Raw genomic sequence first — 25,388 nt, forward strand, 5'->3', positions numbered from 1 at the left:
ACCCGGAGTCTGACTCCCATGCGTAAGACGAAGATCGCCTCTCCATTAAACAGGACTTAAAGTTTGTTTAACTAAGTACAATACTTTAGGCTTGTACCATGATCGTTCTGACAATCGACCAGCGACGCTCTCGTCAGGGAGAAGATAAAGTCGAGGCGCTGATTAATCAGGCCAATAATACAGTGACCCACGTGCGTCCATTTCAGCGTACAGCTGGCGACGAAGTGCAGGCAGTATTTGACGACGCTATGGAGGCCATCCATCTTGCCGTCATGATGGCCGCCTCCGGAGACTGGAGCGTAGGTCTCGGATACGGGGAAGTGGAGCTTCCCCTACCAAAGGAAACCCGTGCTGGCCGCGGGCCCGCCTTCGTTTTTGCACGTGAAGCGGTAGAGCGTGCAAAAAACACCAACGCTCACCTGTCAGTGGCAGGGCCCACCGAAGAAGCCAGTCGTCTTGAAGCCGAACTTCAGCTCACCGCTTGCATCGTATCCAAGCGACGCGCTACGGCGTGGGAGGCCGGAACGCTCGCTGACCAAGGGCTGACTCAACAGCAAATCGCCACACGCCTTGGTATTACACAACAAGCGGTGTCATCCAGGCTCTCGGCTGCCCTATGGTTTGAAGCTAACCGAATGATGGAAGAGGCTACTAAGTCTCTATCCAGACAATTACGTAAATTGGGGGAGTGAACTTGGCTTGGACGGCGTGGTCGCTACTGGTACTAGCGGTGCTTATTGCCAGCTGTGCAACTTTCCTCGCTGGAAAGAACGGTACTAGGGCGAAAGTTCGTAACCTTCTCACCGTTGGTGCAGGTGTAGTTTCCCTCGGGGCATTGATCATTGGCCTACTAGCCAAGTCCTCTGATCTATCGGCTGCAGTTCCCGACGTATTGATCATCGCCGTGAGTGTCCTCTTTGCGGTGAGTTTCGGTGGTCCACTAACCGAATTAATTTTCCATCTGGCATGGCGACACGATCAAAGGCAGGATCGACAAAAGACCGACCCATCACCACTGCGGGGTGGTTTATGGATCGGTCTGCTGGAGCGAACGGCTATCGTTGCGACACTTTGGGCTGATTGGCCCGAGGGCATCGCAGTAGTGCTCGCGGTGAAGGGGCTAGGTCGTTTTTCGGAACTGAAAAATCATCAGGCAGCCGAGCAGTTTATCCTCGGCACCTTCGCTAGTTGCCTTGTTGCCGCCGGCGGATACGGACTAGGCGTTTTGTTGCTTCGCTGATCGCTTGGAAAGTAGCGAGCAGATTAATCTGCGACCTAAGAGGAATATGCCTAGGACGATGATCGTGACGATGACAAATGCAATGGCTGCAGTTGAACCCATCGCAATTCGAAGCGCCATTCCCACGGCTACAGTTCCGAGCCAAACAAGTAGACCTGTAGGCCAGACCCGGTTGATGGTCAGCCACGGACGCGATATCAAAGTCATCACTAGGTAGGCGGCCAAGAACGGAACGGCCGTTTCGAAAATTCCACCAATGTCTAATGCATGTTCGTGTTCGCGCCGACCTAAAATGGCAAAGAGAATGATCAGCGCGAGGTCAATAACGGCCCAGAGCGGCCAATTGCGAATACGTTCTTTCATGACTCCATCATATGTACCGCCATCCTCTAAGATCCCATTCAGCGGGCAAGTGTATGTTGAATCACTTGTCCAGCTGCGGAGCTCAATTGGCTGACGTGCCAATGCTCGTGACCCCTTGTAGCGAGCTGTTCTCCACTAGCATTAGATATATGAGAATTTGGCCAGGGGCATCCTGGATGCAACGACATCAAATTGTTTTGTACCTGGTCGCTATCGTGTTCGGCGCAGTTATTGGGCTTCAAGTCCCTGATGTTCGCTCGACCCTCGAGGCCTCGATCAATCCGTTTCTTGGCCTTCTGCTTTACGCGACATTCTTAAGTTTGCCGCTGACAAAACTACTCGAGTCGTTCCGCGATCTGAGATTTATGGCGGCCTTGGGTTTGGCCAACTTTGTACTGGTGCCTGTCGTCGTTTTTATTCTGACCAGATTCATCGCCGATGACCAAGCCTTGCTCTACGGCGTGCTCTTAGTGTTGCTAGCGCCGTGTATCGACTACGTGATCGTGTTTGCAGGACTGGCTGGGGGAGACAGTACAAAGTTGTTGGCGGCTACACCGCTTCTCTTGTTGTTGCAGGTGCTTCTAGTCCCTGCATACATGTTCCTTATAGCCGGCCCAGAAACTCTGGCATTAATTGACCCAGAACCCTTCTTACGCGCTCTACTCGGGCTGATAGTGCTCCCGTTTATCGCCGCCTTCTTAACGCAGGTGTTAATGAAGAGGTTCACATTCGCTGTCAGGATCGGCTCATGGGCCGATTATCTGATGGTGCCTTTAATGATGGGCACATTACTTAGCGTCGTGGGTTCCCAGACCTACGCAGTAGCAAGTCAGTTTCCAAATTTGGCTACGGCCATCGTTATTTTTGTCGTATTCGTGGTCGTTATGGCAGTGCTCTCAACCGCCATTGGAAAACTCTTTCACCTGGAAACCGCTCCAATGCGTGCCGTGACCTTTAGCGGGGTGACCAGAAATTCTCTGGTTGTATTACCCCTTGCGTTGGCCCTGCCACCGGAGCTTTCGCTGGCTTCCGCGGTAGTGGTTTCACAAACATTAGTTGAGTTAGTTGCCATGCTGGTTTTGATCCAGCTAGTCCCTAGATTCGTCTCAGCAAAAAGCGGTATAAACGATCAACATGGCTTGGCTTGATCGGCACTGAGCAATAATGAACGACTAGGTTTGGCGCTCAGACTGAGCTTGCGCAGCAATTGCAGGTCGCTTCAGCTCCTAGCTACGTCCACCGGGAGGGCCTAGGAATAACATGGTAGAAAATACTGCGACAATTGCTACGAACAACAGGACGGCAGTTAAAACCGGTCGGGCAACGAGCCAACGCATAGTTGCATCGGTCCATTTTCTGTCGCCAGGGTGATCAGAAGCTGCAGTACGCCAGTCGCCGACTAGTTTTCCGTTCTTTTCCAACCACTTATCAAACGGGATGGTCAGGTACGGAATGATCGAGGTTGCTGCGGCACCGACAATCAGCCGCTTACTCCAACGTTGGTTCATACCGACAAGTATCGACATGACCACGTACGACAAAAATACAAAGCCGTGAATAAATCCAGCGACCGATACCGGCCAGTCTCCAACTTTTACACCGTATTTTAGAATCATTGCAATGATGAGCAATGTCCAGGTGACGGCTTCGGCCCGGGCTACGGTCCGATACATAACGCTTGGCGACATGAGCTGTTTACAATCCTTGCTGTGGTGGGGGAGAGATATACCCAAAAAGGGCTTCCTGCATCAAGCTTATCGGGTCAACCGCTAACAGTCTGAACAGCTCTGCTCAGTCACTGTTCAAGGTTGCTAAATGCACCAAGCTCACCGATGGGCAATCTTGATAGACATTCTTTCGCTCCGATGCAGGGGAGTACAAGCAGTTGCATACACGCACGCTGATGAATTGCTCATCTTCAGCTAGTTATGATCATTCCGCTGGGTTGCACTAGCTTCAAGTCCCGCAAGCTTCTCGATAATCGACAGTCCCGTGGCGGTTCCCGGCCAATGCCGGTGAAGTAATTCAACACCCGCAGAACGGACAACCGAGCGTAGAACTAGGGCCAAAATGATGACATCATCAGCCTGTCCAATAATCGGAATGAAATCTGGGACAAGATCAACAGGGGACAACAGGTAGACCAGCAGCAGTGCAAGTTTTATCTTGACCGCACGTGGCGCAGATTTATCCGCAGCCATCCGTCGAATCAATCTGATGAGATCAGGTAGCAGGCGGAGTGCTTCAAGTACGCTAACTGTTTCCGGATGGCGTCTGGCATATAACCAGAGCGCGATTAAAAGTACGAGATAAACGACTAATAGTCCCGCCAGCGTTCCTGCAATTGCTTCCCACATGAAATCCACTCTAAGCTCACATACTCTGATTTTTCTTTGAACCCACCACCGGAACAATGTTAGAAGGTGAACGGATAGCGATTCGCCCTAGGCCCATATTGCTGGACTAGAGAACAGTAAGAGAGATAGCCGTTAGTTGGCACATTGGGGAGCGTTGGATTTCAACAACTTGACATAATGTAGATTATCGGCTCAATACCAAAGTAGCTGAAAGTGGCGGAAGTTAGCCAACGATCAGGAATACATGCACTCACAGCTAGCTGCTGGAAACCTGACTCACAGACTCATCCTGGTTGCTGACGGCAAGGCGGTACTCGGCAAAATCTAGGGCTTGGCCAATGAACAGTTTGAGGCGTTCGTCTTGCATCGAGTAGATTACGTGACGACCAGATTTGCGGGTTTGCAGAACACCAGTCGTTCTGAGCCTGGCGAGTAACTGCCCAGCGACTGTTGGGCTGACACCAACATATTGTGCAAGCTCAGACAATGAATGCTCGGCTCTACTGAGCGCCCACAACATCTGTAGCCGAGCAGGATCTGACAGGGTCTTGAGAATCGTCATCGACATGTCCAGTAAATCATTGGAAATGATCTCTTCGCGTGTTGGCGATCCAGCATATTCACTGGTCATCTTCCTCGACTCCTCTGGCTCAGCGATAATTCGGACTCAGTGCTCCCAACGCTTCACCGCACTTGCAGCCCTCGGTGCAACCATTATGGACACGCTTAGCTCCAAAGCGATAGTAAAGATACGAAGTTGCCACTATCAGGGCTACATGTGTTGGTGAAATTAGCACTACTCCCCCTTTAATACTTGATACTTCAACTTAGACGTTTCTCGATCTACCTGCGTGTTTTCAAGATGGTTTCCCTGCTTTCACAGGCCGTTGGCTGAGAAAGCAATTAGCAATCTACTCGGCGGATAGGCAAGTGAATTGGCAGTCAGTCCTGCTAATGGGAAGATTTGTACATGCCTTCACTATTGCCTTCTCGACTGTTGCGCGCCCGTAGCGCCGCAAAGCGTAGGCGCCGAGTAGTTTCCCACCTTCAGCGACAAGGACTTACACTCGATGATCGCCAGAACGAACTCATAGGCTTACTGTCCCGAAATCTTGCACACCTTAGTGAACAAGAGCGGCGTGGAACGTATATTTATGGTCCGCCAGGCCGCGGAAAATCCATGCTAATAGATGCTCTCTGCGCGGACTTAGATCAGCAGACTACCGCACGTTTTCACTTTCATGAGTTCTTTCAAGCGATCAATAATCCAAGCAAACGTAGCAACGACCAAAGCTTGGGATCAGTCTTTACCGAAGGCCTCCACCGCGAACTGCAGGGTTTAAAGGTTCTGTTCTTTGATGAGTTCCACTGCGTCGAACCAGGGGACGCAATGTTTATGGCGAGGATGGTGAATTACTGCCAAGAGCATGGAATCTTCATCATCACGACGTCAAATTATGCCCCAGAAAAATTACTGGATGACGAATATTTCCATCATCTGATCGAGCCGACCATTACGAAGATTCGGTCGTCCTTCGAAGTATTTGAACTAGACGCAGCGGTTGATTACCGAATGCTAGAGACGCCGGATCAAATGCGGCTTAACGGCTACCGATCGGGCACGCTAAACCCCGGATACTCCCCCATTGATGAAACAGACTTCACTGAACAGCTCCCCATTGGCTACGACCACATAGGCCCTGTCCGGCTCTCCGGAACGAGCATTGAAATATCGTTTAGTCAGCTATGCCGTACCCGACGCAATACCGCTGACTACCTTGAACTAGCTTCTCGTTTTAACTGTTGGCATATAACTTCCATACCCTCCAGTGAACACATGCCAATGGACCAGGAACGCCGATTCGCTAATCTCATAGATGTTTTCTATGACAAGGACATCGAAATTCACTTATACACTCAGGACCGGCTGGAATTTCTTGGGCACCAATTACACGACACAGAGAGCGCACGGCTGAAGTCTAGGTTGGCGCAATTAACACACACCTTTGATACAACTGATCGGATCATGAAGTGAATTCACCTCAGCCTCTAACTTCCGAGGACCTGACCGACCTCGTCGTGACTATTCTGGCCCAGGCCGAGAATCAGGTCGTACCGATCGTCCAACTGGGTCATCCGGTGCTTCGCCAGCAAGCGCAACGCTATACAGATCAGCTGCCCAAAGAACTGCTTGAAGAACTATTAGATGTCATGCGAGCGACCATGTACGCGGCGCCAGGTGTCGGGCTTGCGGCACCACAGATTGGAATTCCGCTACAGATCGCTGTTTTGGAGGATCTGTATCCCACGGAGCCAGAAGTAGCGCAGTTACGAGAACGAGCACCGTTGGAGTACCTCGAAATCTTCAATCCCACCTATCGTTCCGTCAGCGAACGACAAGCGACATTCTATGAAGGCTGCCTGTCCTTCGATAATTTCCTAGCCGTAGTGAATCGTCCGGCAGATATCGTCGCCGACTTTGAAGACCATGAGGGAAACAAACTGAGCCTAGAGTTTTCTGGCTGGCAAGCTCGGATCATCCAACACGAAACAGACCACCTTGCTGGCACCGTCTATATCGACAAGGCTATTACTCGGTCGCTGATTGGGCAGGATGAGTTATATCGCTACCCGGGCCTTGAAATTGCCCAAGCCCGAGAGGACCTGAACTTCTAATGGACATTAGCACCACGGCTCAATGTCCTGTCTGCGAACAGAGCCTCAGCCTCACCATGCAGCCGCGGCGCAGCCTGAGCTGCCCTGAGGGACACCGTTTTGACGCTGCTAAACAGGGCTATTTCAATTTCCTTACCGGGCGTGGAACGAACTTTCTCGAAGATACCGGGCCAATGGTTCTCGCCCGCGAAGAATTCCAGCACGCAGGGCACTACGAACCCCTGGCCGAATTACTCAGTGAATCTATCAGCGGACATCACCCAGATAATTCAGTAGATCTCTTAGACGCTGGCGCCGGCACCGGTTACTACCTGAACATGATCATCGAGTCCCTACCCGGATCCAAAGTTGATGCACTCGCCCTAGATATTTCACGCTACGCCATGCGACGAGCCGCGAAGGTGCCTCATACGCTGGCAATGGTGTGGGACGTTTGGCGCCGGCTACCGTCGGCCAATGAGTCACGCGATGTAGTACTCAACTGCTTTGCACCGCATAACCCGCAGGAGTTTCATCGCGTTCTACGGGCTAATGGTGTCTGCATAGTCGTCACCGCGGCGGCAGATCACCTCCAAGAAGTCCGCGAACCACTGGATATGCTCGGCATTGCGGAAAACAAAGAATCCTCGCTGATCGAGAAATTTGCAGCTCATGACCTCGTGCACCAGCAGAGCCGTCAGTTGAAGTACTCGATGGAACTGAGCGTCAACGACTTGTTCAATCTTGTATTCATGGGTCCTGCTGGGCACCATCTCTCCCCCGAAACGCTACGCGCTAAAACTGAATCCCTCGGGGCGCAAAGTGTCAACGCATCCTTTGGCGTACATACTTTCGTCCGTAAGGGCTAGAAAATACCCCAAAATGACTACCGCTTTTGTTCAGGTCTTACGGCAGAATAGAGAAAAGGCCACTCGCAATTGGCCCTTGCTCATTTGAACAGAGGTGGATGCCATGACAACGGCAGAATGGATTGTCAGCAACGCGTGGGTCATTTGGCTCGCGCTATTTCTGCTGTTGGCCATCATTGAGATGATTTCGTTAGATCTGTACTTCATCATGCTCGGTGTTGGTTCCCTAGGCGGAGTCGCCGTCGCATTACTTGAAGGACCCGTATGGCTGCAGGTAGTTATTTTTTGCCTGCTGTCACTTCTGATGATTTTCTTAGTCCGGCCAATCGCCATCAAACATCTAAAAAAATCGCCCGAAGGCTTTAGGACGAATATTGAACGGCTTATCGGCCAAGACGCGCTGATTCTGGAGCCAACCTCACGCCTGTCTGGTTCCGCCAAGATCGCCGGTGAAATCTGGACCGCCCGTGCTGAAGCTAATGCTGCGACGATGTCGCCAGGTTCCTATGCGGTGGTAAGCCGTATTCAAGGGGCTACCGCATATTTGAATCCCGCGCCGCCTACTGAGTCCTAATAGATTCAAAGACTTTTTTACCTCATTACTACGCACAAGGAAAGAGAGTACACACCATGGAAAACGGCTTTGGCCTGACCATCGTACTTGTCGTCCTGGCGATCTTCGTGATCGTCGCACTGTTGCGCAGTGTTCGAATCGTGCCTCAAGCACGAGCCGGCATTGTGGAGCGCCTCGGCAAGTACAACAAGACCCTGAACCCAGGGCTTACGATCCTCATCCCATTTGTGGATCGACTTTTGCCACTTCTCGATCTTCGTGAGCAGGTTGTTTCCTTCCCACCTCAGCCGGTGATTACCGAAGATAACCTCGTGGTTTCGATCGATACCGTGATTTACTTCCAGATCACCGAAGCACGCGCGGCAACTTACGAAATCGCTAACTACATTCAGGCAGTCGAGCAGCTGACCACCACGACGCTTCGTAACGTCGTCGGTGGCTTGAACTTGGAAGAGGCTTTAACTAGCCGCGACCAGATCAACGGTCAGCTTCGCGGAGTCTTGGATGAGGCTACCGGCAAGTGGGGCATTCGTGTTTCACGAGTCGAGCTGAAGGCCATCGATCCTCCGGTATCGATCCAGGATTCGATGGAGAAGCAGATGCGTGCCGACCGAGATCGCCGTGCAGCGATCTTGACCGCAGAAGGCGTTAAGCAGTCCTCGATCTTGACCGCAGAAGGCGCACGCCAGTCCTCCATCCTGAAGGCCGAAGGTGATGCTCAGGCATCGATCTTGCGCGCTGATGGTGAAGCACAAGCGATCCAGAAGGTCTTTGATGCAATTCACGCCGGTAAGCCGGATTCTGAATTGCTTGCTTACCAGTACCTGCAGACCTTGCCTAAGCTGGCCGAAGGTACGAGCAACACCTTATGGGTTATTCCAAGTGAACTGACCGAAGCGCTCAAGGGAATCGGTAGTGCTTTTAGCAACACCGAAAACCCAGCCGCGGGTTCGGTTCAGCCACCACAAAGCGGTTCGGGAATCTAATTTCCACTCTTTAGGGTGAAACTCATCAGCTCGATGGCGGGGTGCGCATGACGTACCCCGCCATTGACGCGTATAATGGATGTTTTGGTGTCCAAATTATTCCTTGGGAATTATCTTGTGCCATCAATCGTTGATACGTTTGTAGCGAATTCTTTTTAACATCGCGGAGGGAAAACATGAGCGATCGCAGCCTACGAGGAATGCGCCTGGGTGCACAGAGCATGGAATCTGAGGCAGGTGTGGAGCCGGCTGCCCGTCAGCGTGTGGAGTACCGTACCGAAGCAGGTGAACGTGTTTTCATCATCTTTGCAGCCGAAGCCGAAATTCCTGCTACTTGGCTCACCAAGAACGGCACGGAGGCAAAGCTCGTCCACGGCGAAGCTAAAGCCCCTGAAGCAACGAACGAAAAGCCGGTACGTACCCACTGGGACATGCTGCTTGAACGTCGTAGCGTAGAAGAACTTGAGAAAATCTTAGGTGACCGTCTGACCCAACTGCGCACTGCGCGCGGCGAGGCCGTCTAGGTTTCTAAGCTTTAGAAAAAAGAGTGGTGGTTTCCAACCCTAGGGTTGGAAACCACCACTCTTTTGTTTCGCCTCGGAGAGGTTACTTCTTTGAGGTCAGTTTCTTCCAGCGTGCGCTCATGCCCCAGCGGGTCACATTCCACATAGCTTCAAAGACGATGTTTCCACTCATCTTTGAATCACCGAGTTCGCGCTCTACGAAGGTCACCGGAACTTCTACGATCTTCTTACGCAGCATCGCTACACGGAAGGTCATATCGACCTGGAAACCGTAACCGCGTGACTCTACGGCATCAAAATCAATGGCTTCGAGGGTGGAGCGTTTGAAGGCGCGGTAGCCTGCGGTGATATCGCGCAAACCCAAACCGAGCATGGTGCGAGCATAGAAGCTGCCACCTCGGGAAATCAGCTTACGGTGCAGCGGCCAGTTCACGACCTCGCCGCCCTTGACCCAGCGCGAACCAATAACTAGGTCAGCGCCTGCTGCGCTGGCTTCTAGCAAGCGTGGGAGCTGTTCTGGCATATGTGAACCGTCGGCGTCCATTTCTACCAGGACGTCATAGTCGCGCTCGAGCGCCCAGCGGAAACCAGCAATGTACGCGGCGCCAAGCCCGTCCTTGCCGGTGCGGTGTAGAACGTGGATCGATGAGTCCTCGGCTGCGAACTTATCGGCGAGCTCACCGGTGCCGTCCGGGGAGTTATCGTCCACGATCAGAACATCCGAATCCGGAACGGCCTGGCGAAGACGCCCCACTGTCAGCGGGAGCGACTCCAATTCGTTATAGGTCGGAATGATCGTAATGACGCGCACGCAGCGGCACCTTTCTAGATATACAACAGAAGTTCCATCCGGCGAACCGGTGGAGAGTCAAGCCAAACTTAAATTATAGACACCCATGAATCGGGCGGCACCATCAGACACAGCAATCCCCGGTGACTTCGGCCCAATCTCACATCTATGAAGAACGTGAAATGTTATCTAATGTCACCGGGGATCGCGATCGTACTGCGTCGTTTCGAACGCAATGCTACTGCATCACGATGAGGCGCTATCCCCCAGCCTAACCGTTTACCCACCCCGACTGTCAACCATAAGATGACTACAATCTTCATCAAATATTTACATGTCAAAGGCTAGATTCGTGATAACGAAGAACTTCCAAGAAGGACGATTACGCTGTCGGCTCATTTAGTTGATCCAGCTGATCGAACAGCAGAACACCGGCACGTACGGTACGCAAACAGGTAGGAATTTCCTGATCAACCACCGGCAGCATCGGCGTTCCGGCTCGCGCATCGGTACTCCACGAACTAATCCGCTCATCGGGGGTTTGGATGGCCAGTTCGGAGGCACTCCAGATCGCGAACGTTGCCGGAGCACCAATCAGCAGCTGCCCAGCGAAGGGATTCATCTCCCCCATTGCGCGGTACGTCGAACGAGTTTGTCCCATAAACCCGGCTCGAGCCGAAATTCGACCGGCCTCATTGCTCATGCTCATGGCGGCGCGCACCACGGCCCAACCGTTGACTTCGGTCACCGGAGCGTCTGAACCGAGAACCAATGGAACGCCGCTGGAGAGCATCGCGGAGAGATTGTTCATCGTTGCCGCGCGTTCACCCAAGCGTTGCTCGTACATGCCTTCAGACCCGCCCCAGAGGGCATCAAAGCCAGGTTGCATGGAAACAGTAATCGAATAGCTCAGCAAGCGCGCACGGGTGGCCTCGTCAACCATCTCGGCATGTTCTAAACGGTGCCGGGCAGCTTGCAATTTAGCGACGCCAATCTGTTCGGCTGCCCCATCAAATCCGTCAAGTAACAAGTCCAACGCTGCATCCCCAATGACATGGAAGGCTGCTTGGATTCCCTTGCTCGAGCAGGCGACCAAATGCGCGGTGATTTCTTCGACGCTCAAGTAAGCCAGTCCGCGGTTGCCGGCATCATCGGCATAATCTTCGCGGAGCAGTGCCGTGCGCGAACCGATCGAACCGTCGACGCACAGATCTCCACCCAAGCCAAGTACTCGGCCCTGGGGGAAGGAACGAATTAGTTCCTCCGCAGCGGCTTCTTCCTGAACTAACTCGCCCCAGTAGGCATACACCTGAGGAAGGTTCGCTTGATCAGCGGCTAGTAACTGGTCCAACGCTTCGCGGCCCTCAAGGTGTGGCGCTGCCATTTCCACAACAGTCGCAAAACCGCGAGCCGCGTAGTGTTCTAAAGCCACGCGCTGGAATTCTTCAACCCCAGGACCTTCGGCCAGCAGTGCTTGGCGCACCTGATCATGCTCAGCACCGCGCACCACTCCGGAGGCAACTGAACCTAAACCTAAGCGGTCTAATAGTTCACGGTTGACCAGAGCACTGTGTACATCACGGCGTGCAAGGTAATACGGCCGGCCGCCGGCAGCTGAACTCAAATCAGTTTCGCTCGGCAGGCTCGAATCCACCCAGGTGGTTTCATCCCAGCCCTGGGCAATGATGACCGATTCTGCACCTTTGGCCCGGGCCGAGAGCAGTTCAAGCAATTGACTGCTCGAAGAAGCTGTACCCAGGTCCGCTCCCCCAAGGTTTCGGCCCAAGGCGGCTAGGTGCGTGTGCGATTCAACGAATGCTGGGGTAATCAACGCACCAGCAAGATCAATGACCTCGTCTGCCTTCTCTACATATCGCTCGGCGGCTTCTTCACCGCCAAGCCACGCGACGGTATCCGAATCAATAAGTAGCGCCGTTGCGAAGGGGTCAGCGGCCGAATAGATAGTTCCATTGCGATACAAGGTAGTTGCCACGAGTTATTTCCTTTACTCTCTGAACATTGCGGTTGATCAGAGGACGTTGGAGTAGGCGACGACGCCACGCTTGACGAGGTCCACTGCTTGGCGCGCGGACTTCACCAGCTGGACCGGGAGGTCCGTGTTCTTGCCAAATTGATCTAGGGTGTCAATGACCTGCTTAGCCCAGCGCACAAAATCTCCAGGGGCCATGTCTGAACCGCGCAGTGAGCTGTTCAGCGAGGATCCGCGGGACCACTTGTACATGGGCCAGATCAGGCCAGCTTCCGGTGGCGCCGTTTGGTTCAGCGACATAGCTTCTTCGGCGTCCGAGAGTTTGCCCCAGATATTTATTGTCTGAGTCCAAATATCGCCAACACGAACCGTCGGCATCTTAGGATCTGGACGGTCATAGTCACGCCGGCCCTGGTAGACCAGAGCCGCGACCACTGCGCAGAGTTCTTCGGGATTAAGACCGTTAAGTTTACCGGTTTCTAGTACCTGGCTGGTGAGCAAATCACGTTCACCATAGATCCGGCGCAGTCGGCGGCCGGAGTCGGTAATCTCGTAATCTTCCCCGTCATTGCTCGGCACTAGGTACTCAAAGAGCTCGAGCACCTTACAGACTTTATCGAATTCTGTGGCGATGGTATTGGTGCGTCCACGGATGGCTCGGCGGGCCTTATCCGTATCTTTCTTAAGCTTCCAATACCTATCGGCCCAGCGCATATGTGCGTCACGGTCAGAACAGGCGTGGCAAGGGTGCTCTTTCATCGCTTCACGCAGCGTAGCGATCTCCCGTTCGAAGGAGTCCGCCCCCTCAAAATTAAAGCTCGGTGCATCCTGTCGAGGTGGGCGCTGCTCCTCAATCGCAGCACGTAAGGAGGCTGCCAGCGCGCGTCGTTCCTTGGGGCTATTGCCGGTGAACCCCTTGGGGATGCGAATGCGTGAAACAATTTCCAGCGGTCCATTCAGATCTTCCACCGAAATTCGGCGCAGCTGACCTTCTTCGGTGAGCACGGTGTGCCGGGGATTGTAGAGCGACTCGTCCAATGCCACGATCACGCCACGTCCGAAGCGCCGCGCGCCGGGCAGGTCGATAACATCTCCGCGAATCACTGACTGCAATGAAGTTTCAGCCGCCGAGCGTCGCAACGTCTTGCGATCTTTTGCTGAGCGTTTCTCCGCTTCGGAGATGTTGCGCTGTAGTTGAAGGTATTCGCGGAAGTCCCCCACGTGGCATTCCATGGATTTTTCGTATCCAGCCAGGGATTCTTCGCGCGAACGAACCTGACGCGCCATGCCAACTACCGAGCGGTCCGCTTGGTACTGCGCAAAGGAAGATTCAAGAATCTGTCGTGTCTGCTCACGTCCAAACTGAGCGAGCAGATTGGTAGACATGTTGTAGGTCGGGCGGAAGGACGAATTCAACGGATAGGTACGTCGCGAGGCCAGACCGGCTAATGCCTCTGGTTCAATATCCGGATTCCACAGCACTATGGAGTGGCCCTCTACGTCGATTCCTCGTCGTCCGGCACGCCCGGTGAGTTGGGTGTACTCCCCCGAAGTGATCTGCACATGGGATTCGCCGTTAAATTTCACCAGTTTTTCAAGCACCACAGAGCGCGCTGGCATGTTGACACCCAAGGCGAGGGTCTCGGTAGCAAAAACCACCTTGATCAGATTTCGTGCAAATAGATCTTCCACGATTTCTTTAAAGATTGGCAACAGGCCAGCATGGTGACTAGCAAAACCACGTACTAAACCGTCACGCCAAGACCAGAATTCTAAGACGTCGAGGTCTTCACTGGGGATCCGGTGGGCCAGCTCATCGAGTACCTCGGCGATCTGGCCTGCTTCTTCGTTGGTCGTCAGCCGCAAGTCTGCCATGGCGCACTGCTGGACCGCCATATCGCAGCCCTTACGCGAAAAGATAAAGAAAATTGCGGGGAGAAGTTCGGCTTTTTCCAACCGCGAAATGACATCGCGGCGGCTCACTCGCAGGCTTTGGCCTGGACCCTGGGCTCGACCACGTTGTGGTCCTCTCCCGCCTCGGTGTGGGCGCCCAGCCGGGCGGTGCCCGCGCACGAGTTTGCGCAGTTCTGGATTCACACTGATTTTGGCGTCTTCATCGGCGGCTTGCTCGAAAGCGACGTCTTCGGAAAACAAATCAACGAGCTGCGGGCCAACCATGACATGTTGGAAAAGTGGCACCGGGCGATGCTCAGAGACGACGATGTCGGTTTGTCCGCGGACAGTATCTAGCCATCCACCAAACTCTTCGGCGTTCGATACGGTGGCTGAGAGCGATATGGTCTGCACGTTGGACGGAAGATGGATGATGACTTCTTCCCAGACTGCACCGCGGAACTTATCGGCCAGATAGTGCACCTCATCCATGATCACGTAGCCCAGGCCGTCAAGGGTTCTTGAATCGGCGTAGAGCATATTACGTAGCACCTCGGTGGTCATCACGACCACCTGCGCCTCGCTGTTGATCGAGGTATCGCCGGTGAGTAGACCCACCGTTTCCGCTCCGTAGCGTTTAACCAATTCGGAGTACTTCTGATTACTCAACGCTTTAATTGGCGTCGTGTAGAAGGCCTTACGGTTCTCCTGGATTGCTTGGTAAATGGCGAATTCGCCTACAACGGTTTTACCGGCTCCGGTAGGTGCCGCTACGAGGACACTATGTCCCTTTGCCACTGATTGGCAGGCTTGGGACTGGAACTCGTCGAGACTAAACGACATGCTGGCGCGGAAGTCAGGCAAATAGGTGCCGCTCTCGACCTGTCGCGCCTTGGAATTCGCGTATCGTTCCGCGGGTGAAGTCACTATCGGCCGTTCACTTTCTGGAACGGGGTTGCCGTTCCGAAACACATATTTAGAGGGGCGCTAGACCTCGGTGCTAGGGGTATCGATCGAGGAGGCTGACCCGGCTGCCATGTTTTCGTTGGCAGCGTCTTGTTCCGCCTGTTTCTTGGCGCGTTTTTTATCGTTGATATAGCAGAACAGTGTGGCTGCCGCGAAGGTGAGGAAGAGCGGGCCTGCGAGGGCGAACATGGTGATTGCGTCGCCACCTGGAGCTGCCATGGCTGCCACCAAGGCGATGATGAACACCGTGATGCGCCAATTTTTGAGAATCACCTTAGAAGGCAGCACACCAACCATGTTTAGCCCGACCATCAGTACTGGTACCAACATGGCTAGGCCGAAGGCGAGCAGCAGGCGGAAGATAAAGGGCAGGTAGGTGTCGATGGTGAAGAGTGTTTCGGAGTTTGCCGCAGCAAGGCTCACGAAGAATTGCAAAGCAAAGGGCAACACGAAGTACGCCATAGCTATGCCAAAGAGGAAGAGCGGTGCGGCTACCGCAGCGAAGGAGTAGCTGAGCCGGCGTTCCTTCTTTTTCAATCCCGGAATGATGAATGCCCAGATTTGATAGATCCAGACCGGAGACGAAGCGACCACACCAACAAAAATGGCTACCTTAAGCATGATGTCAAAAGGTGACATCACGGAGGTATAGGTGATCGACCCACCTGCGGCACGTACCGGTTCGATGAGCAACGCCAAGAGCTCGTCGTAGAGGAAGAACCCGCCTACGGTGCCTATCACTAGGGCGATCAACGACTTAAAGAGTCGGTTACGAGCCTCAATCAGGTGAGATTTGAGGGACATCCGCCCCTCGGCGTCTTTAGACCGCGACTTCTTTTTAGTGCGCGGTTCTTTATCTTTGCTATTTACCACTGAAGAGGTCTACGAGTTGTTCTTTTCATTGGGATTAGGCTCGTTGACGGTACCGTCAACAGTTTCAGGCTTGTCGTCGTCTTTCATCTGACGAACCTCAGACTTAAAAATACGTAGCGACTGGCCCATCGAGCGTGCCAGCCCTGGAAGCTTCGGCGCACCGAAAAGCAGCAGTGCCAAAACAATAATGATGACCAAGTGCCATCCCTGTAAACCACCCATGTGATTTCCCTTCTCTCAAACTTAAGTCTACGTCAGAACAGATTCAGATCGCGCATGTTTTGCGCCTGTCCCCTATTACTGCGACGGGCCACACGTTTGACCCGACGTGCCTCAATTCGCTCAGCCTTACCAAGGTGGCGTAACTCGGAAATTTCTTCCCGATCTCCATGTGTCGCATCGGTTCCGTGCGGGTAACGTCGAACCACCGGTTCATAAGCCACCACCGTTCCAGGTTTGGCAAATTCCCCGCTGATATGGTCCGCCGCATCAGAGGCGCTGTCGAGCACGGACATGGCTCGACGGAACAGACGGAACCCTGCAAGCACCGCCAAGAGCAGTGTCGCGAGAATCAGCACGGTCCATAAGAGAACCCAAAACCACCAAGGAAGCATCTATCAATCCTCATACATTCTGATAGCGTCGTCCAACCATTTCTCCACGCGTTCGCGTGTAGCGTCAGGACCGACAACAACAATCTTACCGCCGTGGCGAGCAACCCATGGAGCAGCCACCAGGTGGTCGGAAAGTCGAACTTTTGCTAAGTGACCTGATTCAACCTTGGATTGAGACCATGCTATCGGGTTGAAAGCCTCAATAACCGCCACGGCTTCGGCAGCTACGTAAAATTCAACTTCTAGATCATCACTGTTTGCCGAATAGCTGAAATCAAGATTCTCATTGTCCTGATGACGTTCGCCAAGAACAAATGTTTCCTCGGTGAGTTTCACGTCGAGAACACGGTCCACGCGGAAGGTAAGGATGGCTTCTCGCTTGCGGCACCACGCACGTAAGTACTGCACGGGCCCGTCCTCGATCAGCCTAATCGGTTCAATCTCACGTCGTTGATGAGTCTGGGATTTCGCCGAGTAGTAATCTATGTCTGCCACTACATTGCCCCGTAGCGCCTGAATTAGCTGGGCAGGAGTGTCGTGCTCACGTACCTGGGTCAGCGCAAAACCGAGCGCCCCGTTCCAACCATCAAACCGTGCCACGGCCGCATTGATTTTTTGTAGCGCGCTGCGCAAGACCTCGCGGTGTTCAAAGGCCGGGATGCTGTCTAAAGCGTTCAGGCCACCGAGCACTGCCACTGCTTCCAAGGGAGCAAGCTTTTGCGGTTCGGCAAGGAACGCGGCGTTGGTGATGGTGACTTCATCCGAGTCGAGGTCTCCATCATTGACGTTGATCAGTTCATCGTGTTGCCCATTGGGCACTCCACACATCATGATCATTGCCAGTTCATCGCGAACTTTGGCTTGGGTCATCGAATAACGTTCACAAAGTTCGCCAATCGTCACCGAACCCTGGGCAACAACATATTGGATCATGTCGATATTACGCATGACCTGTTGGGCCGTCGAGCTACGTCCTAGGGCGCGATGTGGCTTGAACTTGACGTCTTTGAGCGCTGGAAGCTGTGGAATATCGTGCTGTGCTGCCCGGGCGTCTTTGAGGGTTTTAGCCACCTGTAACGCCAATTCGCTCGGCTGCAGGACCTTGACTGCAGGGCCAAAACTGGCCAATTCTGCGGCGAATGAGTGTTGGTCTGCGTAACCAATATTCAGGGTGGATGAGCCACGAGTACCGTTGATAGCTTGAGCGCGCAAAGGCGTTGCCGAGTCATCGAGCAGTTCTACGACTGCTAGGTGACCAGGATTTCGCAGATCAAAATCTTGGAGCACTTCGGTCATTGAAAAATCTTGCGGACGCGGGCGGTATCCGGTGTTGGAAGCACCCTCACGCCGTACCTGAATGGTGAAGTGACCTTGCAGCCGGTTCAGCCGGAACACGCGTTGGGCCTGGCGGTTATGATCCCACCCGGTGAAGTACCAATTGCCGAAGCGCTGTCCGATCCCCCACATATCCACAACACGTTTAGTGATATTTCCTTGGGCATCTTCATAATCAAACTTCAGTGTTTTCTTATTAAAGACCGCAAGTGCGCACGCTTTAAAGTTTGGATCATCCACCGAGAGACGTGGCAGCATGGCTCCGGTGTAGGGGGCAATACTGGCATTGTTGCTCTGGTTGCCGGTAATCCGCGCGGCAGCACTCAAGGCCAGAGCCTGGACTTTGGAGTCCTTCCAGAGACTTGCGGCCAAGGCGATCATGGAAGATTCCGCCACGGAGAAGTCGATGGCCGGCAGGAACCAGTCGCTGGTATCGATCCGGTAATAAGGAACATCGTCAATAACCTCGGTGATCAGCCGCAGACCGAACTCGTTGCGGATGTCATCCTTAAGCCGTTCGATGGCCTTGTCACGCGCTTCGGTATTCCCTGTTGGATTGAGGTAGTCACCGATACGCTCGGCACTAAACCGTCGTTCGGTGGTTGCCAAGGCGTAGATGAGGCTTGTTAGGCGTTCGGCCTTGCTCGGTCCGTCAGTCTGCTTTATGCTCACGTGCCTACCCTAACGAACTTCCGCACTGATCTATGACTTTGAAGACAAGGAAAGCCCCAAGATTTGCCAAATTGCAATCTTGGGGCCTTCTTCAAAGTCTTACTTGGTGCCCATCAGGTCAACCACGAAGATCAATGCCTCGTTAGGTGCGATAGCACCAGGAGCACCCTGCTCACCATAGGCGAGGTGGGAAGGAATCTCTAGGCGGCGGCGTCCGCCAACCTTCATTCCCAACAGTCCCTGGTCCCAACCCTGGATGACCATGCCGACGCCCACTGGGAAGTCGAGGGTCGAGCCACGGCCCCATGAAGAGTCAAACTCTTCGCCGGTGGACCATGAAACGCCCACGTAATGAGCCTGCACGGTGGTGCCCGGGGTGACTTCTGCGCCGTCACCCTCGATCAGATCATTGATGACCAATTCGGTAGGTGCATCGGTGCCTGGGAAATCAATTTCAGGCTTGGTGCGCTCGTAATTACGTTCTCCAAAAGACATGTTTATGGCCTTTCTGTTACTTGCTGGTAGTTACCTTGTCTAATTCTACGTAAAAGACCAGTGGTCCTGCAGGCTGACCCGGCTGCGGGTTCTTGCCGTAGGCCATATCGGCAGGAATGCTGAGCAAGACCTTGCTGCCTTCCTTCAAGCCCTTAAGACCTTCAAGCCATCCCTTGATGACGCCGCCGGACATCTTCATTTCGAACCCCTTGTCCGAGCCGAAGTTGCCATCAAACTTCTTGCCGTCTTCCCAACGCACGCCGTGGTAGTGAACGCTGGCGCTGGAAGTATCGGTGGTTGCCGGTCCGGTACCTTCTTCAAGAACATCAACCGCTAGGCCTGCAGGAGCCTCAGTGTCCTTAGGGATGCTGATCGCTGGATCGCCCTTACCGGTCTTTACGGTAGGTAGCTTGCCCTCGTCCTTCAGCTTCTTGACCTCGTCCTGGCTCAACGCCTTGCTGGCGCTGACCGAATCAGCGATCTTGATGACGATCAGGCGCTCGGCACGGGAACCAGCCTCTGGTTCCTTCATGGTTCCGTCTGGCTGCTGCACTCCATCGATGGCGGCGTAAGCAATCCAGTCGCCCACCTGGGACTTGAGCAGAGTGTCATACAGTGCCGGCATCTGTGTCTTAAGCGATTCATCGACCGGCATCGGGGTGGTGGAACCGGTGAAATTCTCGTTGGTCAATTTACCGTCGATGGTCTTGTAGAGGCCCGACTGAATGTCGATAGTGTCGCCATCTTTGATGTCCGCACCATTACCCTCAACGACGGTGACCGCTTCTTCTTTATCGGTCAACAAAGGGGCGTCGAAGCTGACCTCTGGTGCGGTCTGCTCGTCAGCCGCCGGCTTTACATCAACTTTGCTTAGTGAGGTGGTTCCTGACCCACAAGCGGTCAGGGCCAATACGGACGCGGTTACGCAAACTGCCAAAACTTTTCGCACGAATCTTCTTTCCGATAAGAACTAATGGTTCTACTACACGCACCGGGACGGGACCCGGTCGCAACGATCTGCATCTAGCTTAGGGGTATTTACTGTGTAAATACTTGTTTTCAGCTGGTCATACGGGGCGGCGCATCATTTCAATTAGCTCATCAACCGCAGAATTTGTGGTGGCAAAGGGATCCTTACACAGGACAACCCCGCCTTCGCCTTCTTCATATTTCATATGAACCCAGTCGGTGGAATACCGTCGACCCGTCTCTCTGGCGGCCCTGATGAATTTACTGCGCACCGCCGCGCGGGTGGTAGCTGGCGGATTTTCAACTGCATCCGCAATTGCCTGCGGGTCGAGAACCGAGCTAGCAAGTCCGCGCCGACGCAGTAAATGGAACAGACCACGCGTCGGGTCAATGTCATGGTAGGTCAAATTCAACTGCGCAATGCGATGGGAATCTAGGCTCAGATTGTTCTTCGCAGCGTAACCAGTGATTAGTTTATGCTTAATCGCCCAGTCAATATCTTTGTCGATTAACGAGAAATTCTGGCTCTCAACGGCAACCAACACGCGTTCCCACAGTTCAAGCACCCGATCAACCTGGTCGTGGTGCGCACCATGACGAGCGACAAATCCCTTGACCAGCTCAAGGATTTTCCACTGCAACTGCAGGGCGGTTGGTTCATCTCCGGACATCAACCGCACCACGGTTTGCCCGGTAAATTCATGGGAGATACTGCGAATTGAACGAATCGGGTTCTCCAGGCGCAGATCATGATAGATCTCCCCGGATTCAATCAGTCGCAAAACCAGATCGGTTGCACCGATCTTCAGCAGTTGCGTGGTCTCACTCATCGAGGAGTCCCCCACGATCACGTGCAGACGACGGTGATACTCGGCATCCGCATGCGGCTCGTCACGAGTGTTGATAATCGGACGGGACCGTGTGGTCGCTGAGGAAACACCTTCCCACATGTGGTCTGCGCGCTGGGAGAAGACAAACTTCGTTTCATCTTCAACCTGGACCAGATGACCGGCACCGCACAGCAGCTGACGAGTTACTAGGAACGGGATGAGCATATCCGCGAGTCGCTTAAATTCGACCTTGCGCGGGATCAAGTAGTTTTCGTGACATCCATAAGAATTGCCAGCGGAATCCACGTTGTTCTTGAACAAGAACAATCGGCCTTCGTGACCTTCTTCGAGCAGCTGCTCTTCGGCTTGTTCAACCAGATCCAGCATCACCGTTTCACCGGCGCGGTCGTGAGCGATCAGCTGCAACAACTGATCGCATTCCGCGGTGGCGTATTCGGGGTGCGACCCAACATCGAGGTAGAGCCGTGAACCGTTGTTCAGGAAAACATTGGAGCTACGTCCCCACGCAACAACTGGCCGAAAAAGATGCCGGGCTGCGTCTTCTGGAGTGAGTCGTCGCCCATCAGATGGCACATAGTTCAGTCCAAATTCGGTCTCTAAACCGAAAATCCTGCGATCCACCGGAAATTACTTCCCCTCATTGGTGTTGCCAGAGTTCACCAGCAACATGTTGGTCATGCCCGTGACTGCAACTAGGTTACTGGCCACCCTTTTGAATGAAACCACGCACGAATTCTTCGGCATTCGATTCAAGTACTGAATCGATCTCATCCAATAAATCATCAACGCCGGCACTGGTACCGGTGGTATTTACCTGTACCTGTTCGGTTTCTACTGGCTGGGCTTGGTTTTCACGGCGAGCCGAGAAGTTTTCCTGAGTCATTTTTTGCTCCTCAAATCTTTGGCGGCAGGTAATGCACGCCTAGTTCTCATTCTGCGCTGTTTAGCGATGCCGTGCCAACTGATCAATGAACTCATTGATTTCTAGTTGCGCATCAAAGAGTTCGCCCACCTGCGCACGACTACCTGCTAACGGTTCGGGCATGTGGAATCGGCTGATTTTCCTTGCGCCCGGGACCGAGAATGACAGTGCATCCCAGTTAGCAGCCACCACATAGGGTGCATAGCGTTGCAGCGTCATTCCTCGCAGGTAGGCACGGGTGTCGTGAGGTGGGTTATCCACCGCCGCATTGATTTCTTCCTGGCTGAAGATGGTTTCCATCAGGCCGCGCGCGGCCATCCGATAATACAATCCTTTATCCAGACGCAGGTCGGCCCATTGCAAGTCCATCAGCGCAATGCGCGGATCATCAAGCCCCACACCGTGGCGTTCGGTAAATGACTTCATCAGCGAATATTTGGCTACCCAGTCGACTTGGCCTGCCGCCTGCATTGGATCTTGTTCCAGGGTGTCCAAGATGGCACGCCAGCGGTTAAGAATTTCACTGGTGTCGGGATCGGTAAGCTCGCGCTGGGCACAATAGGTTTCAGCCGCTTCCAGATAGCTGCGCTGGATCTCGATAGCGGTCATTCGGCGCCCGCCGCGAAGGGGCACGGTGGTTTGCAGGGTGGGGTCGTGACTGATCTGTTGAAGGGCGGATACCGGATCTGCCAACTCAAGCTTTGGCGACATTCCCGCTTCGATCAGGCTGAGCACCAAGTTTGTGGTGCCAACCCTTAACAGGGTGGAGATCTGACCTAGGTTTGCATCACCGATGATCACATGTAACCGGCGGTACTTATCCCAGTTGGCGTGCGGCTCGTCCCGAGTATTGATGATCGGACGGTTGACCGTGGTTTCCAGGCCAACTTCCGCCTCAAAAAAATCGGCACGCTGAGAGATTTGGAATTCGGCTCCGCGCCCAAGCATTCCGCGGCCCACTCGTCCGGCCCCACAAAAAATCTGTCGGGTAACAAAAAATGCGGTCAACCCGTCAACTAACCGGGAGAACTCCACATCACGCGGGATCAAGTAGTTTTCATGCGACCCGTAAGACACCGACTTATTGTCGGTGTTGTTCTTGTATAACAGCAGTTCACCACCGCCCAAACTGGCAGCCGAGGCTGCGGCCCGGCGCATTACCTGATCACCTGCTTGATCCCAGAGCACCGCGTCACGCGGACTGGTCACTTCCGGACTGGAGTATTCCGGATGCGCATGATCAACATAGAGTCGGGCACCGTTACCGAGCACCATATTCATGACTACGTCGGTGGCATCATTTTCCTGATACAACGTGGCACCAACGCGCGCGTCATTTCCATCCAAGGCAATTGATTCGGCGGTCCAGACCTGATTTTCGGCTTCTAGGGTGGGTTCAGAATCGGTGAGTTGACTCGGGTGTGCTTCCTCGCGGGACACCGAATGACCCCGAGCATCATTGAGCGGAGTCTCATCAGCATAATCCCAGCGCGCGGCGCGGGTCGCGGTGTCGGTGTCACGTACTAATTGCGCGTATCCGTCCACAATTTGAGCGGAGAGCACCGTGGAGTTCGCCTTGGGCATGGACGGCCGAATGATTCCGTACTCGGTTTCTAGGCCCACTAGTCGACGAGCACTCATTTGCTGCCCTTCTGATTAACTAGCGAACGGATATGGCTGATTCGTTCGCCCTTGCGTCCGGAAATACGCGCCCAATCATCGGGATTGGTGGTGTTTGGCATATCTTCGTGCTCGGCGAATTCTTCGCGCACTGCACGCAACAGATATTCCATTTTCAGTCCACGTTCACCGGTGGTGATCAACGACTTAATCGCATGTTTTTTTGCTCGGTCCACCACATTGTGAATGACCGCCCCGGAGGCGAAGTCCTTAAAGTAGAGCACCTCTACTTGACCGTTGACGTAAGTGACTTCCAAGAATTCGTTGATCCGTTCGGTGGAATACATCGCTTCCACTGTGCCGCTGATCATTCTTGCGACGGTCTTTTGGCGCTCTCCCCCATCGGCGGTGACTTCCTCCTCATGCAGGGGTAGGTCTGTGGTCAGATACTTATCAAAAATTTCTGCGGCGCCCACAGCATCTGGGCGGCGAATTTTGATCTTCACGTCCAAACGTCCAGGACGCAAAATGGCCGGGTCAATCATGTCTTCTCGGTTTGAGGCACCAATGACGATGACGTTATCCAAGCGCTCCACACCATCAATTTCGGCAAGCAGCTGTGGCACTATGGTCGTTTCAACGTCGGAAGAAACGCCTGTGCCACGCGTTCGGAAGAGCGATTCCATCTCGTCGAAGAACACCACGACTGGGTCGCCATGCAACGCTTTTTCGCGGGCTCGTGCGAAGATCAGGCGAATATGACGTTCGGTCTCACCGACGTACTTGTCCAGCAGTTCCGGGCCCTTGATGTTCAGGAAGTAACTTCTGGATTGGGTATTACCGTTGCGTGCCGCTGCACGCTGAGCCAGTGAATTTGCCACGGCCTTAGCTATCAAGGTTTTGCCGCAGCCCGGAGGACCGTAAAGCAGAATGCCTTTAGGGGCGCTCAGTCCGTGTTCTCGGTAAAGCTCTGGGTGTGCGAAGGGCAGTTCGACCGAATCTTGGATAGCTTCAATTTGAGAGTTCAATCCGCCGATATCCGAGTAATCGATATCCGGTACTTCTTCGAGAACTAGCGACTGCATGTCAGTGAGCTGTACCCGGTTGATCGCTAATCCGGTCCGCGAATCGATCGTTAGCTGATCTCCCACGCGCAGGTGTTCCCTGCGCAGTGGCTCGGCAAATTCAATGACTCGCTGGTCATCGCCTCGGGTCATCACTACCGCTTGGTGGTGATCCAGGATTTCCTTGATCGTCACCAAGTCGCCAGTTTGTTCATAGCCTAGGCCTGCCACAACAACGAGCGCCTCATTGAGCAGCACCTGCTGGCCAATATGGAATTTGTCGAAATCCAGCAACGGACTAATGGATACACGCATTTTTCGTCCGGAGTAAATCACGTCGACGGCCTGTACCGCGGTGGTTTCGATTCCGGTGCCTGGTTCCGGATGTTTACGCGGGTGTTTAGCGACGATGGTTCCGCAGCTAAATGGCGTATCACCGTCTTTTTCAAGCGCAGATTTGAGGTTGATAATTTGTTCGCGAGTCTGCTCTAACAAGGACACCAGGCGCTGATTATTGCCACTGATTCCGGCTAACTGCTTGTCTAGGTTGCGATTTTTATCGCGAAGCAGGTTGACCTGACGTTCGGTTACCTGAAGACGCTCGGCGACGCGTTGCGCCTCGTTGTTTTCGCTCACGGTTATTCTCCCAACCTTTGCAGTTCTCCTCGCGTACCCACCAGAGGTGACTACCTTGCGCGGCACTCTGATTCCATCTTAGGAAGCTAAAGCCCCGGGAATGAATTTCCCAGGGCTTTAGTTCACATAT

26 protein-coding genes are annotated in these 25,388 nt (G+C 53.6%); 9 read left to right on the forward strand and 17 right to left on the reverse strand.

Going from position 1 to position 25,388, the window contains the following annotated elements:
* The first annotated feature begins 98 nt into the window (after positions 1–98).
* Positions 99–692 carry a sigma factor-like helix-turn-helix DNA-binding protein gene (locus CQ011_RS02080; protein ID WP_105674174.1) on the forward strand — a complete coding sequence of 198 codons (594 nt, stop codon included), beginning with the start codon at positions 99–101 and terminating at the stop codon, positions 690–692.
* A gap of 2 nt (positions 693–694) precedes the next feature.
* Positions 695–1,240 carry a hypothetical protein gene (locus CQ011_RS02085; RefSeq protein ID WP_146112542.1) on the forward strand — a complete coding sequence of 182 codons (546 nt, stop codon included), beginning with the start codon at positions 695–697 and terminating at the stop codon, positions 1,238–1,240.
* Here the strand turns inward: CQ011_RS02085 and CQ011_RS02090 are convergent.
* Positions 1,217–1,603, reverse strand: a complete 387-nt coding sequence (locus CQ011_RS02090; RefSeq protein WP_105674178.1) for a DUF3054 domain-containing protein — start codon at positions 1,601–1,603, stop codon at positions 1,217–1,219. The genes CQ011_RS02085 and CQ011_RS02090 overlap by 24 nt on opposite strands.
* Before the next feature lie 149 nt (positions 1,604–1,752).
* Between CQ011_RS02090 and CQ011_RS02095 the strand changes: the two genes are divergently transcribed.
* A complete protein-coding gene (locus CQ011_RS02095; protein WP_105674982.1) occupies positions 1,753–2,751 on the forward strand; it encodes an arsenic resistance protein in 999 nt (332 codons plus the stop codon).
* A 78-nt stretch (positions 2,752–2,829) separates the two neighbouring features.
* Here CQ011_RS02095 and CQ011_RS02100 read toward each other — a convergent pair whose 3' ends face one another.
* The 3 genes from CQ011_RS02100 to CQ011_RS02110 all read right to left on the reverse strand — a co-directional run bounded on the left by CQ011_RS02100 (position 2,830) and on the right by CQ011_RS02110 (position 4,591).
* Positions 2,830–3,291, reverse strand: a complete 462-nt coding sequence (locus tag CQ011_RS02100; protein ID WP_105674180.1) for a DUF3817 domain-containing protein — start codon at positions 3,289–3,291, stop codon at positions 2,830–2,832.
* Between the two features lie 234 nt (positions 3,292–3,525).
* Positions 3,526–3,960, reverse strand: a complete 435-nt coding sequence (locus tag CQ011_RS02105; RefSeq protein WP_105674182.1) for a YkvA family protein — start codon at positions 3,958–3,960, stop codon at positions 3,526–3,528.
* Positions 3,961–4,216: 256 nt separating this feature from the next.
* Positions 4,217–4,591, reverse strand: coding sequence for an ArsR/SmtB family transcription factor (locus CQ011_RS02110; protein WP_105674184.1), 375 nt, complete (start codon positions 4,589–4,591; stop codon positions 4,217–4,219).
* Positions 4,592–4,930: 339 nt separating this feature from the next.
* Between CQ011_RS02110 and zapE the strand changes: the two genes are divergently transcribed.
* From zapE to CQ011_RS02140, 6 genes are all read left to right on the forward strand, one after another.
* Positions 4,931–5,995 (forward strand): AFG1/ZapE family ATPase, encoded by a 1,065-nt coding sequence (gene zapE / locus CQ011_RS02115; protein WP_105674186.1) that lies wholly within the window; start codon positions 4,931–4,933, stop codon positions 5,993–5,995.
* Positions 5,992–6,636, forward strand: coding sequence for a peptide deformylase (locus CQ011_RS02120; RefSeq protein WP_105674188.1), 645 nt, complete (start codon positions 5,992–5,994; stop codon positions 6,634–6,636). The genes zapE and CQ011_RS02120 overlap by 4 nt, the downstream gene beginning before the upstream one ends.
* On the forward strand, positions 6,636–7,484 hold the full coding sequence (locus tag CQ011_RS02125) for a putative RNA methyltransferase (protein ID WP_105674190.1): 849 nt from the start codon (positions 6,636–6,638) through the stop codon (positions 7,482–7,484). The genes CQ011_RS02120 and CQ011_RS02125 overlap by 1 nt, the downstream gene beginning before the upstream one ends.
* A 103-nt stretch (positions 7,485–7,587) precedes the next feature.
* Positions 7,588–8,058 carry an NfeD family protein gene (locus tag CQ011_RS02130; protein WP_105674192.1) on the forward strand — a complete coding sequence of 157 codons (471 nt, stop codon included), beginning with the start codon at positions 7,588–7,590 and terminating at the stop codon, positions 8,056–8,058.
* A 56-nt stretch (positions 8,059–8,114) separates the two neighbouring features.
* Entirely contained in the window at positions 8,115–9,044 is a 930-nt protein-coding gene (locus CQ011_RS02135) for an SPFH domain-containing protein (protein ID WP_286161048.1), read from the forward strand.
* Positions 9,045–9,220: 176 nt separating this feature from the next.
* Positions 9,221–9,568, forward strand: coding sequence for an RNA polymerase-binding protein RbpA (locus CQ011_RS02140; RefSeq protein WP_105674194.1), 348 nt, complete (start codon positions 9,221–9,223; stop codon positions 9,566–9,568).
* An 82-nt stretch (positions 9,569–9,650) separates the two neighbouring features.
* Here CQ011_RS02140 and CQ011_RS02145 read toward each other — a convergent pair whose 3' ends face one another.
* From CQ011_RS02145 to arc, 13 genes are all read right to left on the reverse strand, one after another.
* A complete protein-coding gene (locus CQ011_RS02145) occupies positions 9,651–10,379 on the reverse strand; it encodes a polyprenol monophosphomannose synthase (protein WP_096253956.1) in 729 nt (242 codons plus the stop codon).
* Between the two features lie 361 nt (positions 10,380–10,740).
* Positions 10,741–12,351, reverse strand: a complete 1,611-nt coding sequence (locus CQ011_RS02150; RefSeq protein WP_105674196.1) for an amidohydrolase — start codon at positions 12,349–12,351, stop codon at positions 10,741–10,743.
* A gap of 36 nt (positions 12,352–12,387) precedes the next feature.
* Complete coding sequence (locus tag CQ011_RS02155) at positions 12,388–15,168, reverse strand: DEAD/DEAH box helicase (protein ID WP_105674198.1); 2,781 nt, start codon at positions 15,166–15,168, stop codon at positions 12,388–12,390.
* A gap of 60 nt (positions 15,169–15,228) precedes the next feature.
* Positions 15,229–16,080 carry a twin-arginine translocase subunit TatC gene (gene tatC / locus CQ011_RS02160; RefSeq protein ID WP_286161049.1) on the reverse strand — a complete coding sequence of 284 codons (852 nt, stop codon included), beginning with the start codon at positions 16,078–16,080 and terminating at the stop codon, positions 15,229–15,231.
* A 9-nt stretch (positions 16,081–16,089) separates the two neighbouring features.
* A complete protein-coding gene (gene tatA, locus CQ011_RS02165; RefSeq protein ID WP_105674202.1) occupies positions 16,090–16,302 on the reverse strand; it encodes a Sec-independent protein translocase subunit TatA in 213 nt (70 codons plus the stop codon).
* 32 nt (positions 16,303–16,334) lie between these two features.
* On the reverse strand, positions 16,335–16,694 hold the full coding sequence (locus tag CQ011_RS02170; RefSeq protein ID WP_105674204.1) for a hypothetical protein: 360 nt from the start codon (positions 16,692–16,694) through the stop codon (positions 16,335–16,337).
* A 3-nt stretch (positions 16,695–16,697) separates the two neighbouring features.
* Positions 16,698–18,701, reverse strand: coding sequence for a helix-turn-helix transcriptional regulator (locus tag CQ011_RS02175; protein ID WP_105674206.1), 2,004 nt, complete (start codon positions 18,699–18,701; stop codon positions 16,698–16,700).
* Between the two features lie 99 nt (positions 18,702–18,800).
* Complete coding sequence (locus CQ011_RS02180; protein WP_105674208.1) at positions 18,801–19,196, reverse strand: FKBP-type peptidyl-prolyl cis-trans isomerase; 396 nt, start codon at positions 19,194–19,196, stop codon at positions 18,801–18,803.
* Between the two features lie 16 nt (positions 19,197–19,212).
* A complete protein-coding gene (locus tag CQ011_RS02185) occupies positions 19,213–20,145 on the reverse strand; it encodes an FKBP-type peptidyl-prolyl cis-trans isomerase (RefSeq protein ID WP_105674210.1) in 933 nt (310 codons plus the stop codon).
* A 118-nt stretch (positions 20,146–20,263) separates the two neighbouring features.
* Positions 20,264–21,637, reverse strand: a complete 1,374-nt coding sequence (gene pafA, locus CQ011_RS02190) for a Pup--protein ligase (protein WP_105674212.1) — start codon at positions 21,635–21,637, stop codon at positions 20,264–20,266.
* Positions 21,638–21,713: 76 nt separating this feature from the next.
* Positions 21,714–21,899: a ubiquitin-like protein Pup gene (locus tag CQ011_RS02195; RefSeq protein WP_096253966.1), complete on the reverse strand. Its 186-nt coding sequence runs from the start codon at positions 21,897–21,899 to the stop codon at positions 21,714–21,716.
* Positions 21,900–21,959: 60 nt separating this feature from the next.
* Complete coding sequence (dop, locus tag CQ011_RS02200; RefSeq protein WP_105674214.1) at positions 21,960–23,579, reverse strand: depupylase/deamidase Dop; 1,620 nt, start codon at positions 23,577–23,579, stop codon at positions 21,960–21,962.
* Complete coding sequence (arc, locus tag CQ011_RS02205; RefSeq protein WP_286161050.1) at positions 23,576–25,258, reverse strand: proteasome ATPase; 1,683 nt, start codon at positions 25,256–25,258, stop codon at positions 23,576–23,578. The genes dop and arc overlap by 4 nt, the downstream gene beginning before the upstream one ends.
* Positions 25,259–25,388: the final 130 nt, after the last annotated feature.

The organism is Arthrobacter sp. MYb213, from assembly GCF_002979915.1.
Classification (GTDB): domain Bacteria; phylum Actinomycetota; class Actinomycetes; order Actinomycetales; family Micrococcaceae; genus Glutamicibacter.

What these genes read in the sequence shown, in the direction of transcription:
- CQ011_RS02110 (WP_105674184.1), bottom strand. Translation starts at nt 4,591, where the DNA reads ATGACCAGTGAATATGCTGGATCGCCAACACGCGAAGAGATCATTTCC.
- dop (WP_105674214.1), bottom strand. Translation starts at nt 23,579, where the DNA reads ATGAGTGCTCGTCGACTAGTGGGCCTAGAAACCGAGTACGGAATCATT.
- zapE (WP_105674186.1), top strand. Translation starts at nt 4,931, where the DNA reads ATGCCTTCACTATTGCCTTCTCGACTGTTGCGCGCCCGTAGCGCCGCA.
- CQ011_RS02095 (WP_105674982.1), top strand. Translation starts at nt 1,753, where the DNA reads ATGAGAATTTGGCCAGGGGCATCCTGGATGCAACGACATCAAATTGTT.
- CQ011_RS02135 (WP_286161048.1), top strand. Translation starts at nt 8,115, where the DNA reads ATGGAAAACGGCTTTGGCCTGACCATCGTACTTGTCGTCCTGGCGATC.
- CQ011_RS02180 (WP_105674208.1), bottom strand. Translation starts at nt 19,196, where the DNA reads ATGTCTTTTGGAGAACGTAATTACGAGCGCACCAAGCCTGAAATTGAT.
- CQ011_RS02195 (WP_096253966.1), bottom strand. Translation starts at nt 21,899, where the DNA reads ATGACTCAGGAAAACTTCTCGGCTCGCCGTGAAAACCAAGCCCAGCCA.
- CQ011_RS02140 (WP_105674194.1), top strand. Translation starts at nt 9,221, where the DNA reads ATGAGCGATCGCAGCCTACGAGGAATGCGCCTGGGTGCACAGAGCATG.
- CQ011_RS02100 (WP_105674180.1), bottom strand. Translation starts at nt 3,291, where the DNA reads ATGTCGCCAAGCGTTATGTATCGGACCGTAGCCCGGGCCGAAGCCGTC.
- CQ011_RS02090 (WP_105674178.1), bottom strand. Translation starts at nt 1,603, where the DNA reads ATGAAAGAACGTATTCGCAATTGGCCGCTCTGGGCCGTTATTGACCTC.
- CQ011_RS02080 (WP_105674174.1), top strand. Translation starts at nt 99, where the DNA reads ATGATCGTTCTGACAATCGACCAGCGACGCTCTCGTCAGGGAGAAGAT.
- tatA (WP_105674202.1), bottom strand. Translation starts at nt 16,302, where the DNA reads ATGGGTGGTTTACAGGGATGGCACTTGGTCATCATTATTGTTTTGGCA.
- CQ011_RS02170 (WP_105674204.1), bottom strand. Translation starts at nt 16,694, where the DNA reads ATGCTTCCTTGGTGGTTTTGGGTTCTCTTATGGACCGTGCTGATTCTC.
- CQ011_RS02130 (WP_105674192.1), top strand. Translation starts at nt 7,588, where the DNA reads ATGACAACGGCAGAATGGATTGTCAGCAACGCGTGGGTCATTTGGCTC.
- CQ011_RS02105 (WP_105674182.1), bottom strand. Translation starts at nt 3,960, where the DNA reads ATGTGGGAAGCAATTGCAGGAACGCTGGCGGGACTATTAGTCGTTTAT.
- CQ011_RS02125 (WP_105674190.1), top strand. Translation starts at nt 6,636, where the DNA reads ATGGACATTAGCACCACGGCTCAATGTCCTGTCTGCGAACAGAGCCTC.